This is a genomic window from Nocardia sp. FDAARGOS_372 (assembly GCF_002554515.1).
GTDB classification, from domain to species: domain Bacteria; phylum Actinomycetota; class Actinomycetes; order Mycobacteriales; family Mycobacteriaceae; genus Nocardia; species Nocardia farcinica.
Genome location: NZ_PDDW01000001.1, coordinates 2,966,031 through 2,982,698 on the forward strand (window position 1 = coordinate 2,966,031; position 16,668 = coordinate 2,982,698).

14 protein-coding genes are annotated in these 16,668 nt (G+C 71.8%); 3 read left to right on the forward strand and 11 right to left on the reverse strand.

The window, feature by feature from the left end; all coding sequences use genetic code 11:
* Window positions 1-55: 55 nt before the first annotated feature.
* A complete protein-coding gene (gene smc, locus CRM89_RS14355) occupies window positions 56-3,667 on the reverse strand; it encodes a chromosome segregation protein SMC (RefSeq protein WP_098084377.1) in 3,612 nt (1,203 codons plus the stop codon).
* Window positions 3,668-3,972: 305 nt separating this feature from the next.
* Between smc and CRM89_RS14360 the strand changes: the two genes are divergently transcribed.
* On the forward strand, window positions 3,973-5,190 hold the full coding sequence (locus tag CRM89_RS14360; RefSeq protein WP_098084380.1) for a hypothetical protein: 1,218 nt from the start codon (window positions 3,973-3,975) through the stop codon (window positions 5,188-5,190).
* 57 nt (window positions 5,191-5,247) lie between these two features.
* Here the strand turns inward: CRM89_RS14360 and CRM89_RS14365 are convergent, their stop codons facing one another.
* The 7 genes from CRM89_RS14365 to CRM89_RS14395 form a co-directional block, all read right to left on the reverse strand.
* The gene (locus CRM89_RS14365; RefSeq protein ID WP_011210703.1) at window positions 5,248-5,691 is read right to left on the reverse strand and encodes a DUF1707 domain-containing protein; all 444 of its coding nucleotides are present in this window, start codon (window positions 5,689-5,691) and stop codon (window positions 5,248-5,250) included.
* Window positions 5,692-5,807: 116 nt separating this feature from the next.
* A complete protein-coding gene (locus CRM89_RS14370; RefSeq protein ID WP_011210704.1) occupies window positions 5,808-6,257 on the reverse strand; it encodes a DUF350 domain-containing protein in 450 nt (149 codons plus the stop codon).
* Between the two features lie 45 nt (window positions 6,258-6,302).
* Entirely contained in the window at window positions 6,303-7,469 is a 1,167-nt protein-coding gene (locus tag CRM89_RS14375; protein WP_011210705.1) for a glutathionylspermidine synthase family protein, read from the reverse strand.
* On the reverse strand, window positions 7,469-8,200 hold the full coding sequence (locus tag CRM89_RS14380; RefSeq protein ID WP_060594828.1) for a hypothetical protein: 732 nt from the start codon (window positions 8,198-8,200) through the stop codon (window positions 7,469-7,471). Before CRM89_RS14380 ends, CRM89_RS14375 begins: the two co-directional genes overlap by 1 nt.
* Before the next feature lie 31 nt (window positions 8,201-8,231).
* Window positions 8,232-8,534, reverse strand: coding sequence for an acylphosphatase (locus tag CRM89_RS14385; RefSeq protein WP_011210707.1), 303 nt, complete (start codon window positions 8,532-8,534; stop codon window positions 8,232-8,234).
* 68 nt (window positions 8,535-8,602) lie between these two features.
* Window positions 8,603-9,061 (reverse strand): OsmC family protein, encoded by a 459-nt coding sequence (locus CRM89_RS14390; protein WP_011210708.1) that lies wholly within the window; start codon window positions 9,059-9,061, stop codon window positions 8,603-8,605.
* A 101-nt stretch (window positions 9,062-9,162) separates the two neighbouring features.
* On the reverse strand, window positions 9,163-9,351 hold the full coding sequence (locus CRM89_RS14395; RefSeq protein ID WP_115410186.1) for a hypothetical protein: 189 nt from the start codon (window positions 9,349-9,351) through the stop codon (window positions 9,163-9,165).
* Window positions 9,352-9,841: 490 nt separating this feature from the next.
* Between CRM89_RS14395 and CRM89_RS14400 the strand changes: the two genes are divergently transcribed.
* The gene (locus CRM89_RS14400) at window positions 9,842-10,972 is read left to right on the forward strand and encodes a glycosyltransferase family 4 protein (RefSeq protein WP_060594825.1); all 1,131 of its coding nucleotides are present in this window, start codon (window positions 9,842-9,844) and stop codon (window positions 10,970-10,972) included.
* Window positions 10,969-13,104: a glycogen debranching N-terminal domain-containing protein gene (locus CRM89_RS14405; RefSeq protein ID WP_086844062.1), complete on the forward strand. Its 2,136-nt coding sequence runs from the start codon at window positions 10,969-10,971 to the stop codon at window positions 13,102-13,104. The genes CRM89_RS14400 and CRM89_RS14405 overlap by 4 nt, the downstream gene beginning before the upstream one ends.
* 246 nt (window positions 13,105-13,350) lie before the next feature.
* On the opposite strand, the gene CRM89_RS14415 is transcribed toward CRM89_RS14405, so the two are convergent.
* The 3 genes from CRM89_RS14415 to CRM89_RS14425 all read right to left on the reverse strand — a co-directional run bounded on the left by CRM89_RS14415 (window position 13,351) and on the right by CRM89_RS14425 (window position 16,610).
* Window positions 13,351-14,859, reverse strand: coding sequence for a PstS family phosphate ABC transporter substrate-binding protein (locus CRM89_RS14415; RefSeq protein WP_229434767.1), 1,509 nt, complete (start codon window positions 14,857-14,859; stop codon window positions 13,351-13,353).
* Between the two features lie 113 nt (window positions 14,860-14,972).
* Window positions 14,973-16,028, reverse strand: a complete 1,056-nt coding sequence (locus CRM89_RS14420; protein WP_098084383.1) for a PHP domain-containing protein — start codon at window positions 16,026-16,028, stop codon at window positions 14,973-14,975.
* On the reverse strand, window positions 16,029-16,610 hold the full coding sequence (locus tag CRM89_RS14425) for a dihydrofolate reductase family protein (RefSeq protein WP_011210716.1): 582 nt from the start codon (window positions 16,608-16,610) through the stop codon (window positions 16,029-16,031). It lies immediately after the preceding gene.
* Window positions 16,611-16,668: the final 58 nt, after the last annotated feature.

A 16,668-nucleotide genomic window follows, 5' to 3' on the forward strand; every position in this document is an offset into this window, starting at 1 on the left:
GGTGGCGACCGGGCGTAGCGTCGTGCGGCTGCCGGGCCGGCCCGGCTGAGGTCGGTCAGGTCGCGGCGGGTGTCAGGTTCTCCCCGCGCAGACGCTGCGAGATCACCTGGGTGATGCCGTCGCCGCGCATGCTGACGCCGTAGAGGGCGTCGGCGATCTCCATCGTCGGCTTCTGGTGGGTGATGACGATCAGCTGGCTCTTCTCCCGCAGTTGCTCGAACAACCCGATCAACCGGCGCAGGTTGGTGTCGTCCAGCGCGGCCTCCACCTCGTCCATCACGTAGAACGGGGAGGGGCGGGCGCGGAAGATCGCCACGAGCAGCGCGACGGCGGTGAGCGACTTCTCCCCGCCGGACAGCAGCGACAGCCGCTTGACCTTCTTACCGGGCGGGCGGGCCTCCACCTCGATGCCGGTGGTGAGCATGTCGGAGGGGTCGGTGAGCAGCAGCCTGCCCTCACCGCCGGGGAACAGTGTCGAGAACACCTGCACGAACTCCCGCTCCACGTCGGCGTAGGCCTCGGTGAACACCTGCAGGATGCGCGCGTCCACCTCCGCGACCACGTCGAGCAGGTCCTTGCGCGCGTTCTTGACGTCCTCGAGCTGGGTGGCCAGGAAGTTGTAGCGCTCCTCGAGCGCCGCGAACTCCTCGAGCGCGAGCGGGTTCACCTTGCCCAGCGTGGCCAGATCCTTCTCGGCGCGCTTCGCGCGGCGCTCCTGCTCGGCCCGGTCGTACGGCATCGGCTGCGGGGCGCTGACCTGCTCACCCCGCTCCTTGGCCTGCTCGTACTCCTGCCATTCCAGATCCGAGGGCGGCAGCGGCACGTCCGGACCGTATTCGGCGATGAGGTCGGGCAGGGCGATACCGAACTGTTCGGCGATGGTGGCCTCGAGCTGCTCGATCCGCAGCGCGGCCTGCGCCTTGGCGACCTCGTCGCGGTGCACGGCGTCGGTGAGCTGGGCCAGCTGGGTGGTCAGTGCGCGCACCCGCTCCTTGGTCTGCTCCACCTGGGCCGCGCATTCGGTGCGCCTGCGCACCAGCTCGTCGCGGCGGGCGGCGGCCGCCGCGACCACCTTCTCCAGTTCGCCCGCGATGCGCGCGCCGGACTCGGCGACGGCGGCGGCCACGGCGGCGGCCTGCCTGCGGGCGGCCTGCGCGCGCTCGGCCCTGGCTCGCGCCTCCCGTTCGGCGCGGGCCGCGCGGCGCAGCGAATCCGCCTTGCCGCGCACCGATTCGGCGCGTTCCTCGGCGGTGCGTACCGCGAGCCTGGCCTCCACCTCCATCGACCTGGCCTCGGCGAGGGCGGCGGCGGCCTCCTCCCGGACCCGGGCGGCGGCCTCGGTGCCCGCGGTGCCGGCGCCCTCGTCGACGGCGGCCTGCTCGTGCTCGGCGTTGCGCAGGCGTTCCTCCAGTTCGGCGAGGGCGGCCAGCGTCTCCTCCCGGCTCGCCTCGGCGTCGGCCCGCTGGCCGGTCAGTCGTTCGGCCTCGGTCTGCGCCGACCGGGCGGACTGGCCGAGCCTGCCGAGCCGGTCGTAGATGGCGATCATCGCCTGGTCGGATTCGTGCAATGCCATCAGCGCGTGGTCGACGGCCTCCTTGCGGTCGGCCTGTTCGGCGAGCGCCCCCGCCAGCGCCGCCTCGAGTTCCTCGGCGTGCCGCTGGGCGGCGACGAGTTCGGCCTTCGCGGCATCGATGTCGGCCTGGATCTCGAGCTGGCTCGGCGCCCGGTCGGAGCCGCCGATGAGCCAGCCGGTGCCGGTGAGATCGCCGTCGCGGGTGACCACCCGCAGGTCGGGGCGCTGCGCCAGCAGCGCGGCGGCGGTATCGAGGTCGTCGACGACCGCGACGTCGGCGGTGAGCGCGCGGATGCCCGCGCGCAGCTCGGCGGGACAGTCGACGACGTCGGTGAGCCGATGCGCGCCCGCGGGCAGCGGCTCGCCCGCGGGCTCGTCCCCGGCGGCGGCGCCGAACACCAGGGCCGCCCGGCCGCCGTCGGCGTCCTTGAGTGCGCGGATGGCGGCGTGCGCGGCCGGTGCGGTGTCGGCGGCGACGGCATCGGCGACCGGACCGAGCACCGCGGCCACCGCCGCCTCGAACCCGGCGCGCACGCGCAGCAGCTCCGACAGCGGGCCGCGCAACCCCTCGGGGTGGTGTTCGACCAGCCAGGCCGACCCGTCGCGCCGCGCCAGCCCCATGCCGAGCGCCTCGATCCGGGCGGTGAGCGAGGCGACCCGCTTGCTCGCGTCGCGATCCTGCTCGCGCAGTTCGCGGACCCGCTCGTCGGCCAGCTCGAGCGCTTGCACGGCGTGCTCGTGCTGGGCGTCCAGCCCCTCCTCGCCCGCGTCGAGTTCGCTCAATTCCGCCTGCACGCCGTCGAATTCGGCCTGTGCGCTCTCCCCGCGCCTGCGCGCCTCGGCGATCGCGACCGAGAGCCGCGCGATTTCGGCATCGACCGATTGGGCGCGCGTGCGCAGGTTCTCCACCTGGCCGGTCAGGCGCGCCAGCCCCTCGCGCCGGTCGGCGATCGCCCGGACCGCCGCCAGGTGCGCCTGTTCGGCTGCCTTGGCGGCGTGCTCGCGCTCGGCCAGCTGGTCGCGCGCCGCCTCCAGTGTCTCGGCGGCGATCTCCACCGCCTCGCGCAGTTCCGCCTCCTCCGCCTCGACGCGGTCGGCCTCGGCCTCCAGCTGGTCGGGGTCGCGGCCGGTGCCGGCCGGAGCCTGGGTGTCGAGATGCCTGGCCCGGTCACCGGCGATGCGGATGGTGGCGTTCACCCGTTCGGTCAGCGCGGAGAGCTGGAACCAGGTCTGCGCGGCGGCCTCGGCACTCGGCGTGAGCTTGGACAGCTCGAACTCCTGCTGCGCCAGCGCGGCATTGGCGGCATCCAGCTCGGACTGCACGGTGATCTGCTGCTCGCGGGCGTAGGCTTCCTTGCTCTGCTGGCTGGCCAGCTCCGCCCGGCGCGTCACCAGATCGTCGGCCGCCAGCCGCAGGCGGGCATCACGCAGGTCGGCCTGCACGGTCTGGGCGCGGCGGGCCACCTCGGCCTGGCGGCCCAGCGGTTTGAGCTGACGGCGCAATTCGGTGGTGAGGTCGGTCAGGCGCGCGAGGTTGGCCTGCATGGCCTCCAGCTTGCGGACCGCCTTCTCCTTGCGCTTGCGGTGTTTGAGCACGCCCGCGGCCTCCTCGACGAAGGCGCGGCGGTCCTCCGGCCGCGATTCGAGAATCGCGGAGAGCTGGCCCTGTCCGACGATGACGTGCATCTCCCGGCCGATGCCGGAGTCGCTGAGCAGTTCCTGCACGTCCATCAGGCGGCACGAGTTGCCGTTGATCTCGTATTCGCCCGCGCCGTCGCGGAACATGCGCCGGGTGATGGACACCTCGGCGTAGTCGATGGGCAGCGCGCCGTCGGAGTTGTCGATGGTCAGGGTGACCTCGGCGCGACCGAGCGGTGCGCGGCCCGCGGTGCCCGCGAAGATGACGTCCTGCATCTTGCCGCCGCGCAGGGCCTTGGCGCCCTGCTCGCCCATCACCCAGGTGAGCGCGTCGACGACGTTGGATTTGCCGGAGCCGTTGGGCCCGACCACGCAGGTGATGCCGGGCTCGAAGCGCAACGTCGTCGCGGACGCGAAGGATTTGAATCCCTTCAACGTCAGGCTCTTCAGGTGCAAATTCGACGACCTTTCGTGCGCGGGTGGGACGGGCACTGCGCCACGGGGCGACCAGCCATGATATCGGCCGGTCAGCACCGTGACGGCGGCGCGGTCACCGCCCGGCCCGGCCCCCCGATCAGACTAACGAGCCCGGCGCCGTACGCCGGGATTTCCCGGTGCTGGAGATTTGCTGTCCGACCTGCCCGGACGGACGGGGTCGGCCCGGCCCGGCCGGACAGTTCTCACCCTGCCTTTTCGGCTCCGCTGCGCATACGATCCAGTCGGATTCGGCGACGGAAATTCTCGTTCGGGAGCAACAGCGGATGCGCGCACCATCGATCGGCACGGTTCTTCGGCTGGGCCGGATCACCGCGCTCGTCGCCGGGTGCCTGTTGTTCCTGCACGCCTGTGAGCGGACCCGGCGCATCGTCCCGACCGACGTGTGGCTCGAGCTGGTCGCCGCGGCGGTGCTCGGCGCGCTGGCGTTGCTGGCCGCGTGGTTCGAGATCGTGCGCGCCGAACACCTCGAGCACGTCGAGGAGCTGGAGGCCGAGCACCCGCCCGCCCCGCAACCGGAGGACTACCGCTACGCCACCGGCGGCCGGCGGATCCGGGCCAGGATCGCGAAGTCCGGCAACCTCGTCATCCACGGCCGCGATCACGACGGACCCCACCCGGGCCACGAATGGTCGTGGACCTTCCGCCCGGACACCTTTCCCGCCGTGCACGGCGTCCTCGGCGGCGACGGACACGTGCTCGATCTCCTGGAAGAGGTCGTTCCGCGGCTCGATCCGGACAGCCGCGCCGACCCCGGCGCCTGGTTGCGCGCCCACGGCATCCCCGGCACCTATCGGGAGAAGGGCGACCATCCCAGCCGGACCACCCACAAACTCCCCATCCTTCGTCCCGGCGCACGACGCCCCGTCCCGGGCCGGGAGGACACCCCGCCGCGTGAACCCGGCGCGCGATCCGGTGCGGACGCCCGGCGCCGGGACAACGATCCGGTCGAGCACAGGACGCGGAAGGAACGCGCCGGCCGCGCCCGGTCAGGGGCGATTCGCGACGAGCCACCGACCCGGCGTGGCCCCGGCTCCGGTCCCCTCCCCGCGGCCACGCCGAGCCCGTCCGGGCGCCGCCGCAGGCCGGACGCGGACGTGGTGCCGCCCGCAGACCGGCCCGCTCGGCCGGACCTGCCCCGGCGCACGCGGACCGGCCCGGCCACGACTCCGCCGAGACCGTCGCGTCCCCAGCCCGAGTCGGCGTCCGGCCCGTTCGCCGCCCGCACCGGGATCGACGCGGAGAATTCGACAGGCGTCCCGTCCCAGCCTTTTCCGAGCCAGGCTTACCCGAGCCGGTCCTCGTCGAGCCAGCAGTATCCGAGCCAACCCCGTCCCGGCCAGCCGTATCCGAGCCGGGTCGCGCCGAACCGGGACCGGGCCCGCCACGATGTCGCCGACGCGGTGGCCACCGCGCCCGGCGACGGTGCGGACCACCGCGCCGACCCGGCCCCACCCCGCCGCCGGGGCCACCGCTACCGATGATCGGCCGCTCGGTGCGCCACCGCCGGCCGAGCGGAACCGTCGGGCGACCCGTACCCCTCAGACCGGGCGCCCGCACCCCCGGCCGGACTCCCAGCCGGTGAGCATGCGGAAGCCCAGGACCGCGCCCCACGGGCCGATCACCCACACCGGCCAGGGGTAGGTGAACTCGCCGACCCCGAGGGAGACGGCGGCCCAGATGACGAGCACGAGCACGCTGACGCCCGCCCAGCTCGCGAATTCGATGCGCTGCCAGATCGGCAGGCGGGGCCGCGCGACCGGTGCGGGCCGCTCGGGCTTCTCGACGAGCGGCGGCAGATCCGACAGCACGAGGGTCAGGTCGGCACGGGTGGTGGTGGCGTAGACGCGCGCGACGCGCGAGTCGTATTCGGCCAGATCGATGCGGCCGTCGGCCAGGTGTCCGGTCAGCTGGCGGACGACCTGTTCGCGTTCGGCGTCGGAGGCGCGGGTGGCGGGCGAGATGTCCATGTCCGGTGTCCTCATCGGGTCGGCTCCATCTTCCAAGGGTGGATCTTCCACAATGGAATGTTCACAGTGTGCATCCTCCACTGTGGAATGTCAATGCCGTACCGGCCGCGGCACCGGCCGCCGTCGGGCCGTTAGAGGATCGCGACCGCGACGACCAGGCCGAGCGCGAAGTGCGCGGCGGCCACCACCAGCACCTCGGTGGTCCTGGTCTCCGAGTGCAGCGCCGCCCCGATGTCGATGCCGAACGCCCGCTCGAGCACCCGCACCGACACGATCTGCGCGACGATGCCCACCAGGCCGAACACCAGCGCGGCGATCAGGCCCTCGGCGAGCTTGCCCGCCGAGGAGTAGATGGCGAGCACCACGATGAACGCCATGCTGACCAGACCCGCCGCGGTGACGATGATGGCGTTGGGCTTGCCCTCGGCGACCAGCCTGCGCAGTTGGCCGGGCGTGCTCAGATCAACGGCGTAGAAGCCGACGAGCATCAGCGCCAGGCCGACGACGGCGTAGAGGAGGATGGCCCCTACGCCCTCGCCGAGCGCGCTCCAGTACCCCGATTCGAGGGCGACTGCGGTCATCGTGATCCTTCCGGAAGGTGTCGAACGAAAGAGGTGCGGTGCGAGCTAGTCGGTCGGGATGCGGTGCGGCACGAAGGCGGCGCCGTCGTCGGTGATCAGCCCGGCGGTTTCGCGGATGCCCAGCCCGGCGGAGGTGTCGCCGACCATCCACGCGCCGAGTACCGGTCGCATGCCGTCGAATTCGGGCAGTGGGTCCAGCAGCTGATAGACGTACCCCTCGGCGCCGTACACGCCGCCGGTGGCGGTCTCGAGGCCCGCGCCCACGATCGTCATGTTCGCGCCCTCGCGGCCGAGCTTGGGCTTGCGGATGTACTCGGTGAGTTCGTGCGGCTCGTCGAGGTAGGCGGGCAACAGATTCGGATGCCCGGGATACATCTCCCACAGCACCGCGAGAATCGCCTTGTTGCTCAGCAACGCCTTCCACAGCGGCTCGATCCAGGCGGTCTCCGGCAGGCTCGCGACGACCTTCCTGCCGAAGTCGTCGTCGAGCACCCACTCCCACGGGTAGAGCTTGAAGATCGCCTCGATGGGCGCCTCGGCGAGATCGACGAAACGTTCCAGCTCGACGTCCCAGCCGATCTCCTCGATCGGCAGGGCGATCGTGTCGAATCCGGCCTCGGCGGCGGTCTCCTGCATGTAGGCCGTGGTCACGTTGTCCTCACCGGAGGCGTCGGCCGAGGACCAGGCGAAGTGCAACTGCGGATCGGGCAGCTGCTTGCGCAGCTCGCCCCAGCGCTCGACCAGCTTCTCGTGCAGCGAGTTCCACTGGTCGTCGCCGGGGTGGGTGTCGGTGAGCCAGTGCCACTGCACGATCGCGGCCTCGAGCAACGAGGTGGGGGTGTCGGCGTTGTATTCCAGCAGTTTCGCCGGCCGCCGGGCGTCGTAGCGCAGGTCGAAGCGGCCGTAGACGTACGGGTCGCCGCGCCGCCAGGATTCGGCGATCGGTGCCCAGCTCCATTCCGGCAGACCGAAATCCCGGAACCGTTCGGTGAGCACCACATGCTCGACGGCGTTGAGGCACATCGAGTGCAGCAGTTCGACATCGGCTTCCAGGGCGAGGATCTCGGCCATGTCGAATTCGTAGTGCACCGACTCGTCCCAGTAGGGCCGCGGCGCACCGTGGGCGTCCCGGCCGGGTGAGCCGTAGACGAGACCCTGTTCTTCGATGATGCGCTGCCAGCCCGGACGCGGGGTCCCCCGCACGCGACGCATCAGGAACCACCGCCACCGGTGCTCTTGCTGCCCAGGCCACCGCGCTGGATCGTGGTGCCGGACTTGGTGGTGATCTGCGCGCTCTTGGGCTTGACCGTGGTGCCGCCGGTGGGCGGTTTGCCGACGGTGTTGGTGCCGCCGTAGTAGTAGCGGTACTGCGGGCCACCGCCGAGGATGATCAGCGAGCCGGTGCTCGAACGCCCGTCGTCGTCGACGAATCCGGCCTGGCCCGGCTGGCAGTAGCGGTCCTCGACCACGACCTCCTGGCCGTTCTCGGTCTTCACGCAATACGCGGTGACCTCGTCGGGTGCGCTGAGCGCGCGGTAGGCCAGGTAGCCGCCGCCGACCAGACCGGCCACGCCGACGATCGCGACGCCGCCGATCAGCACGCGGTTGCGGGTGCGGCGCTTGGCTTCGGCCGCCGCGGCGGCCGCGCGCTCGGCCTCGGCGGCCTGCTTGCGCGCCTTGTCCCTGGCCCGCGCCTCGGCCACCGTCGGCGGACGCGGTTGGGTGACACCCGGCTCCTGCCGTTGGATCCGGCCCGGCATCGGGGTGCCGCCCGGCGGTTGCGGCCCCTGCGGGCCGCCCTGCCCGGCCGCCGGCGAATCCGGTCCCGGCTCGGGCGCGCCGCGCGCGGGCTCGTCCGGCACGTTGAGCTGCGGCGGTTGCCAACCCGGCTGTTCCGGCCCGGGCTCCCGCGGATCCCCGTCCCCCGGCCCCGGCGTGCTCACCGGTCGCTCCCCGTCGGCCTTGCACCCACCACTAGCGCTCCTCGAATCCGGTCAAATCTCCCCGCGCGGGCTCCCAGCTTTCCACAACCAGGCTCACCCGGCCAGGCGTGGTGCCCGAACGCAGCAGCTCCAGCAACCGCTCACAGCGCTCCCGCGGGCCCTCGGCGATCACGTGCACCCGGCCGTCGGGCGCGTTGCGGGCGTAGCCGGTCAGCCCCGATTCCAGTGCGCGCGAACGGGTCCACCAGCGGAAGCCGACTCCCTGCACGTGCCCGTGCACCCAGGCCGAGAGACGGACCGGGTCGCCGGCGTGGTCGTGTGGGCTCTCGCTCATGGGCACAGCATGCCCGGTGCGGAGTGGGGCGTGCGCGCCGACCCGCGGGTGGGCGCGCGCCCTGCGGCTCAGGCGTCGATCTCGAAGGACAACGTCACCTTGGCGCCCGCCTTCAGCGTGCGCCCCACCGTGCAGACCTTGTCGATGGCCCGCTGCACGGTGACGAGTAGTCGCTCGCGCTCCTGCTCGTCGAGTTCGCTCAGGTCCAGCTCGAACACCTCGTCGAGCTGCGGGTAGACCTCGTTCTCGCGGTCGGCGTCGCCGGAGACGCGGATGGTGGCGTCGAAGTGGTCGCCGAGCTTGCGCGAGAGCGGGAAGTCGGCGCTGAGCCCCGAGCAGGCGGCCAGGGCGATCTTGAGCAGTTCACCGGGGGTGAACGCGCCCGGCACCCCCTGCGAGGCGATCTTCACCTCGGCTCCCCGCGAGCTGCGGCCGGTGTAGGCCCTGGTACCGGTGCGCTCGACCCACAGCGTGGTCGGCTCGGCGGGTGCGGAGGTCGAGGATGTCGTCGGGGTTGTCGCAGCCATAGCGTGGGATCCTGCCATCTGTCGTCGGGAACGCTCACGGCTGGCAACGCCGGGCCGGTTCCCGGGCATTCCGGGCAGCGACCCGCACCACACCGCGCGGGTTACGCGCGGCGGCGGTGCGCACCCGCGCGGGTGGGCCGGTGTGCGCGCCCCTCGGCGGGGTCGGCGGGCGCCGACGGCGCGCTGTCGGCACTGCTGAAGACCGGGCGCGGCACGGCGGCGGCGGACACGGTCTGGTTCTGCTCCGGCGTCGGCTCGTGGCTGAACGACGGTCGATCATCATGCGTCATGGGACGCTCCTGTCCCGGCGAGACGGCGGCCGGATCGCGAATCGGAGGCGGCACGGCCACGTCGGCGGTGCGCTCGGAAAGCCCCCGAATACCGTCCACCCTACGCGACAACCGTCCTGGACACATGACCGATACATCCGGCGCGCCGAAACTATCGTTCCCGTAACGAATACATAACGACACGGCACGCATCGTGGTTCGCGCGTCCGCGGCGCGGTACCACGGCGTCGGCCCCTCTGATCGTGGAGTTCCAGCGCGACCAGGCCAACGAAGCCCCATGGACGGCGAATGCACGAAAGCTTCACCTCCGCCGAGGCGGCCACCATGTTCGGCACCCGGCGCACCGGAGTGCTGGGTGGATGCGAGTGCCAACGGTTGTGTCCCTGGAAGGAGGGTCATGAGCGCAGTGTTCTCGGCGCCGGTCTCGGCGCAGCGTGCCGCTTCGGATCTAGTGTCGATCGATCACCCCGGTAGCAAATTCCACATTGCGATGGTTGTTCCGCCGTACTTCGACGTCCCGCCCAAGGCGTACGGCGGCGTCGAGGCCGTCGTGGCCGATCTGGTCGACTCACTGGTCGATCGCGGCCACCGCGTCACCCTGATCGGCGCGGGCGAGCCCGGTACCAAGGGCGAACTCGTGCCGGTCTGGGACCGGACCGTCCCCGAGCGGCTCGGCGAGCCGTTCCCCGAAGTCGTGCACGCGCTGAAGGTGCGGCGCGCGATCGAGCGCCTGGTCGCCACCGAGGGCGTGGATCTCGTGCACGACCACACCTTCGCCGGACCGCTCAACGCTCCGGTCTACCGCATGCTCGGCCTGCCGACCGTGCTCACCGTGCACGGCCCGGTCGAGGACGATTCCTACTGCTATTACCGCGAATTGGGCGACGAGGTCGCGTTGGTGGCGATCAGCGACCGTCAGCGCGAGCTGGCGCCCGACCTCCCCTGGGCCGGGCGCGTGCACAACGCGCTGCGGGTCGCCGAGTGGCCGTTCCAGCCCGAGAAGGAGGACTACGCGCTGTTCCTCGGCCGCTTCAACGAGTGCAAGGCGCCGCACCTGGCGCTGGAAGCCGCGCACGCGGCGGGCATTCCGCTGGTGCTGGCCGGCAAGTGCAGCGAGCCGCCGGAGCAGGCGTATTTCGAGGAGTACGTGCGCCCGCTGCTCACCGAGCGCGATCACGTGTTCGGCCTCGCCGACGCGACCGCCAAGCGTAAACTGCTGGCCGGTGCACGGTGCCTGCTGTTCCCGATCCGCTGGGAGGAGCCCTTCGGGATGGTGATGATCGAGTCGATGGTGTGCGGCACACCGGTCGTGGCACTGCGCGGGGGCGCGGTGCCGGAAGTGATCGTCGACGGGGTGACCGGGCGCATCTGCGACGACCCGGCCGAACTGCCCGCCGCGATCGCGGAGGTGCAGACCATGGACCCGGCCGCCTGCCGCGCCCATGTCGTCGAGCACTTCGACGCCGACACCCTCGGCCGTGGGTACGAGCAGGTCTATCGTCGCCTCCTGCTCTCGGAATCCCTTGCCACCACCGGTGATTCGGTGGCCCGCGGATTCGGCGCCGCGCAGCTGGGCGCGCGGTCGCGGTCTCTCTCGGTCGCCGCGGGCGGGTTGGCGTGACCGGTGCGGAAAACTCCGGCGGCCCTTCGCCGCTGAACTCGGGCGAGGCGGCGGGATTCGGCGGTTCCGGCTCGGTGACGCTGGTGGAGGGCTCGACCTTCTGCCTGTCGAACCGGCTGGGCGATGTCGAACCCGGCCGCCCGCACGGGTTGTTCTTCCGGGACGCCCGCGTGGTGTCCCGGTGGGAACTGCTCGTCGACGGCAAACCCGCCGAACCGCTGTCGGTGCTCAGCCCCGAGGCGTTCACCGCGCGCTTCGTGCTGCGCAGGCCGCCGCAGGCGGGCCTGGCCGACAGCACGCTGCTGGTGGTCCGTGAGCGCATCGTCGCCGAGGGCATGCACGAGCTGCTGATCCTGGAGAACATGGGCCGCGAACCGACCGCGGTGACGCTGGAACTGCACGTCGAAGCCGACTTCGTGGATCTGTTCGCGGTGAAAGAGGGTCGCGCGGGCCATCATCGGGCCGAGGTCACCGTCGCCGACGGTGAACTGCTGCTGCACGACCGGGTGGACCGGATGCGCGGGCTGTCGGTCTCGGCCAGCGTGGAGCCGCTCGTGCAGCCGGGCACCCTCACCTGGCGGGTGGTGGTGCCGGTCGGCGGCACCTGGCAGACCGAGATCATCGCCCAGCCCACGCTCGGCAACCAGCGGGTGCAGGCGGCGGTGGCGCCGGGCGAGCACTACGGTGTGAGCGCGCCGGGTCGCAAAATCGAGGCCTGGCGTGACACCGCCACCGACATCACCGCGGCCGATCCGGTCCTCACCCAGGTGCTGCGGCGCACCGAAAGCGATCTCGGCGCGTTGCAGATCCACGACGAGGCGGGCGACGGCAGGCCGTTCGTCGCCGCGGGCGCGCCGTGGTTCATGACGCTGTTCGGCCGCGACAGCCTGCTCACCGCGTGGATGGCGCTGCCGCTCGCGGTCGACCTGGCGCTGGGCACCTTGCAGCAGCTGGCCGAATTGCAGGGCCGCACGGTCGATCCGCTCACCGAGGAGGAGCCGGGGCGCATCATGCACGAGATGCGCCGCGGCCCGGCGGGCGGCCAGGTGCTCGGCGGCAACATCTACTACGGAACCGTCGACGCCACCCCGCTGTTCGTGATGCTGCTGGCCGAATGCCATCGCTGGGGCGCGGACCCGGAGGCGATCCGGGATCTGCTGCCCGCCGCCGACGCGGCCCTGGACTGGATCACCGAGTACGGCGACCGCGACGGTGACGGATTCGTCGAGTACCGCCGGGCCACCGATCGCGGCCTGATCAACCAGGGCTGGAAGGACAGCTTCGACGGCATCAACGACGCCGAGGGCCACATCGCCGAGGCGCCGATCGCGCTGTGCGAGGTGCAGGGCTACGTGCACGCGGCACTGCTGGCGCGTGCCGAACTGGCCGACGCCTACGACGAGCCGCGCCTGGCCGAGCGCCTGCGCGAGCGCGCCGCGGAGCTGCGGGTGAAGTTCGCCGAACAGTTCTGGCTACCCGAACGGGGCTGGTACGCGGTCGCTCTCGACGGCGCCAAGCGGCGGGTGGACGCGCTGACCAGCAACACCGCGCACTGCCTGTGGGCGGGCATCGCCGAGGACGAGCACGTGGCCGAACTCGTGCGCAAGTTGTCCGGCCCGGAGATGGACAGCGGGTTCGGGTTGCGCACGCTGGCCTCCTCGATGGGCGCGTTCAATCCCATGAGTTACCACTGCGGTTCGGTGTGGCCGCACGACACCGCCATCGCGGTGGCGGGGCTGCTGCGCTATCAGCACGTGCCGGGCGCGGTCGATCTGGCCACCCGGCTGGCGACCGGGTTGCTCGACGCCGCGGCCGCGTTCGACGGCAGGCTGCCGGAGCTGTTCTGCGGGTTCTCCCGCACGCGGTTCAGTGTGCCGGTCCCCTACCCCACCTCCTGTTCGCCCCAGGCGTGGGCCAGTGCGGCCCCGCTGCTGCTGGTCCGCGCGTTCCTGGGACTGGACCCCGACGTGCCCGCGCGCACGCTCACCGTCCGGCCGCATCTGCCCGCGGAGTGGGGCCGCGTCTCGCTCACCGAGCTACGGCTCGGCGACATCACCGTGGATCTGGAAGCCGAAGGCACGCGGGTGATCTCGGCCCGCGTCCCGGAGGACTGGAAGCTCGTCACCGACTGACGCCGCCGGCGTCACTCGCCCATCCGCTCGTACCTACACACGCAGCTGGAGTCACGATGCAGACATCGTTGGACAGGCGGGACCTCTGGGGGGCGCAACACCGGGACTGCACGGTGGAACCGACGGATCTGGACATGGATCTGGCGCAGTTCCTGCGCGCCACCCACGCCGGCCACGGCCCGGAGTGCAGGCAGTACCTGGCGGCGGCCGCGTACCTCTACGGCCGCGGCGAACACAACTGAGCCCTCACCCCGTCGGCGCGCAGCGGCCGGGCTCGAGCCTGCCGCCCGCGCAGGGCTCGTTGCCGTGCGCGCGCAACACCTCGGTGCCGAGCCCGGCGGTGAGGTAGTGCAGGAAGCTCGCCGCGGGCGACCCGGCGGGCGGATCGCCGTGCGTGTAGGCGTATTCCACGCCCCGGAACGGGTAGCGGCCCGCGATCGCGGCCGTCCGGTCGGGGGCGACGCCGTCGAGCGTGAGCACCGCCATCCCGGCGCGGCGCGCCTCGGCGAGTTCGCCGTAGCCGATGGCGCCGGGGATCTCGGCCACCGCCTGGTGCATGTCCTCGGTGACGGGCACGTCGCAGTAGGTGCCCGCGGTGTCCTTGATCGCGGTGCAGCTGCGGTGCGGCCGCGGCGGTTGCTCGCCGCCGAGCAGTGCCTGCTCGAAGATCACCCGGCTGCCCGAGCCGGGGGTACGGTCGATCAGCACCACCGGCAGATCGGGCCCGCCGAGGGTGCGCCAGTTGGTGATCCGCCCCTGGTACAGGTCCCGGACCTGCGCCACGGTGAGGTCGGTGATGCCGAGATCCCGGTGCACGAACACCCCGTACACCGCCAGTGCCAGCGCCCGCTCGCGCAACGCCGGATAACCGGGACCCTTTGGCCCGTCGCCGATGGCGATGAGCCCGGCGTCCGGTCCGGCCTGCGCCAGGCGGTCCAGGCCCCGTTCGGTACCGGCGAACTCGAAGCTGAATGTCGTGCCGTGGCAGCGGCGGCCGTACTGCGCGGCGGCGTCGCGGATCACCGGCTCGAACGCCGAGGAACCGATCACGCGCAACGCCCCCTCGGCACAGTCCAGCGGCGTCGGCGGCCGCTCCAGCACCGCCACCGCGAACTGCCCGACGATCACCGCCACCAGGAAGGCGGTGAGCGCGAGCATCACCCTCGGCACGCCGGTGCGGCTGCGGGTCTCGGTGATGCGGCCGCCGCGTAGGCTGCCCAACAGGACCGGTGGCCGGTACGCGCCATCACCGTCCGAGCGTTGCAGGATGGCCAGGATCTTGTAGTGCTCGCCGCGATTGAGCGGCACCTTCGGCAGGTCGATGACGCCGATGTGCCCGCCGGTGTCCTCCCGCACCGCGATACCGGAGCGGGTGTCGAGGCAGTCGCCGAGGGCGGGGTCGCTGAGTTCGGTGACCGCCATGCCGACCACCCGGCGTTGCGGGAACCGCAGATGCAGGCCGACCCGGTCGTCGGGGGTGAGATAGTCGCCGCGCTCGATGGTCGCGGTGCCGCTGTTCTCGATGCGGACCAGCACCACCGACAGCTCACGTAGTTCCGGGCCGCCGCCGTCGGGCCGCAGCCGCGTCAGCACCCCGGGGAAGACCGATTCGACCTCGCCGGTGACCGGCGTGTCCATCTGCACCCGGTACCCGAGCCTGCGCCGCCCGACGAGGACGAACTCCCACAGGAAGGCCCCGACCGGCACCGCGATACCGAGGATCGCCAGCACCGTGTCGAGCGGAAAATCAGCCACCCGCAACCACTCCCGCCCCGCTTCACCGCCGTCCGATCATTGTCGGCGCCGCAGGGTCCGCGGGACAGGGTGTTACCGCGGAGTTCGGCCGGAATTCACCGGCGCACACCGGATCAGGAGTGCGACCGGGTCCAGGTGAGCAGGTCCGCCACCGGCCAGGTGTTGATCACCCGTTCCGGCGCAACGCCGTTGGCCACGGCTCGCTCGCAACCGTAACCGAGCCAGTCCAATTGGCCGGGCGCGTGCGCGTCGGTGTCGATCGCGAAGAGACAGCCCATCTCGACGGCGAGGGTGAGCAGCCGGGACGGCGGGTCGAGACGTTCGGGGCGGCTGTTGATCTCGACCGCGGTGCCGTACTGCCGGCACGCCTCGAACACCATCTCGGCGTCGAACGTCGACTCCGGCCGGGTGCCGCGCCCGCCGGTGACGAGCCGGCCGGTGCAGTGGCCGAGCACGTCCACGTGCGGATTGGCCACCGCGTACACCATGCGTTTGGTCATCACCTCCGACTCGGCGCGCAGGTGCGAATGCACGCTGGCCACCACCACATCCAGCTCGGCGAGCAGATCGGCGCGCTGGTCGAGGGTGCCGTCGTCGAGGATGTCGACCTCGATGCCGGTGAGGATGCGGAACGGGGCGAGTCGCTCGTTCAGCTCGGCGACGACGTCCAGTTGCCTGCGCAGCCGGTCCGCGGACAGCCCGTTGGCGACCGTGAGCCGCGGCGAATGATCGGTGAGGGCGCAGTATTCGTGGCCGAGCGCGGCGGCCACCCGCATCATCTCCTCGATCGGGCTGCCGCCGTCGGACCAGTTGGAATGGGTGTGCAGATCGCCACGCAGCAACTGCCGCAACGGTTTTCCCGGTGCCCCGATGGGCGCGGCGGCGCGGCGCAGCTCGGCCAGGTACGCGGGCACCTCACCGGCGCAGGCCTGGGCGATCACGGCGGCGGTCTTGGGTCCGATGCCGGGCAGCTCCTGCCAGCTGTGGGCCGCCGCGTGCGCGGCCACCTCCGGCTCGGTCAGCCCGGCCACCACCTCGGCGGCCCGCCGGTACGCCTTCACCCGGTGCGTCTCCGCGCGGGCGCGCTCGAGCCAGAAGCCGATCTCGCGCAGCGCCTCCACCGGACCCGGCGCCCGGGCCGGGTCCGCCGCCGTACCGGGCGCACCCATCTACTTGATCCTGCTGTACTTCACGAACGCCACCCCGTCCTCGAACACCCGGCTGGTGATCACCCGGAACTTCGCGGGCTCGGGCAGCCGCGGGCCGGACCCGAAAAGCGGCCTGCCGCGGCCGAGCACGATCGGATACAACTTGAGGAAGATCTGATCGATCTCCGGCAACAACACCTGGGCCAGCTCGCCGCCGCCGCACAGCCAGATGCCCAGGCCCTTCTCCCGCTTGAGCTCACGCACCCGGCCCAGCGGGTCGTCGGCGATCAGCTCCAGGTCCGGGTCCGGCGCCTCGGGCAGGGTGGTCGAGACGACGAACTGCCGCAGGTGCGCGTACGGGCTCGACGTCCCCGTCCGCACCCCGAAATCGTGGGTCTTGCGGCCCATCACCACCGTGTCGAAACTGGCGTTGCGCTTGGTGATCCCCATCGACTCGCGCACCTTGGTCGGCAGGGTCTCGGGGTACTGCGCGGTGATCGCCGGGCCGTGATCGCCACCGACCGGGAAGAAGTCGACCGACCCCTCCTCGGTGGCGATGAACCCGTCGATCGTCGACGCGACGTAGTAGGTGAGCTTGCGCATGGTGTCCTTCCTCCGACGATCCGGCGAACGCACCGGACCACCCGAGGCAACGGTAACG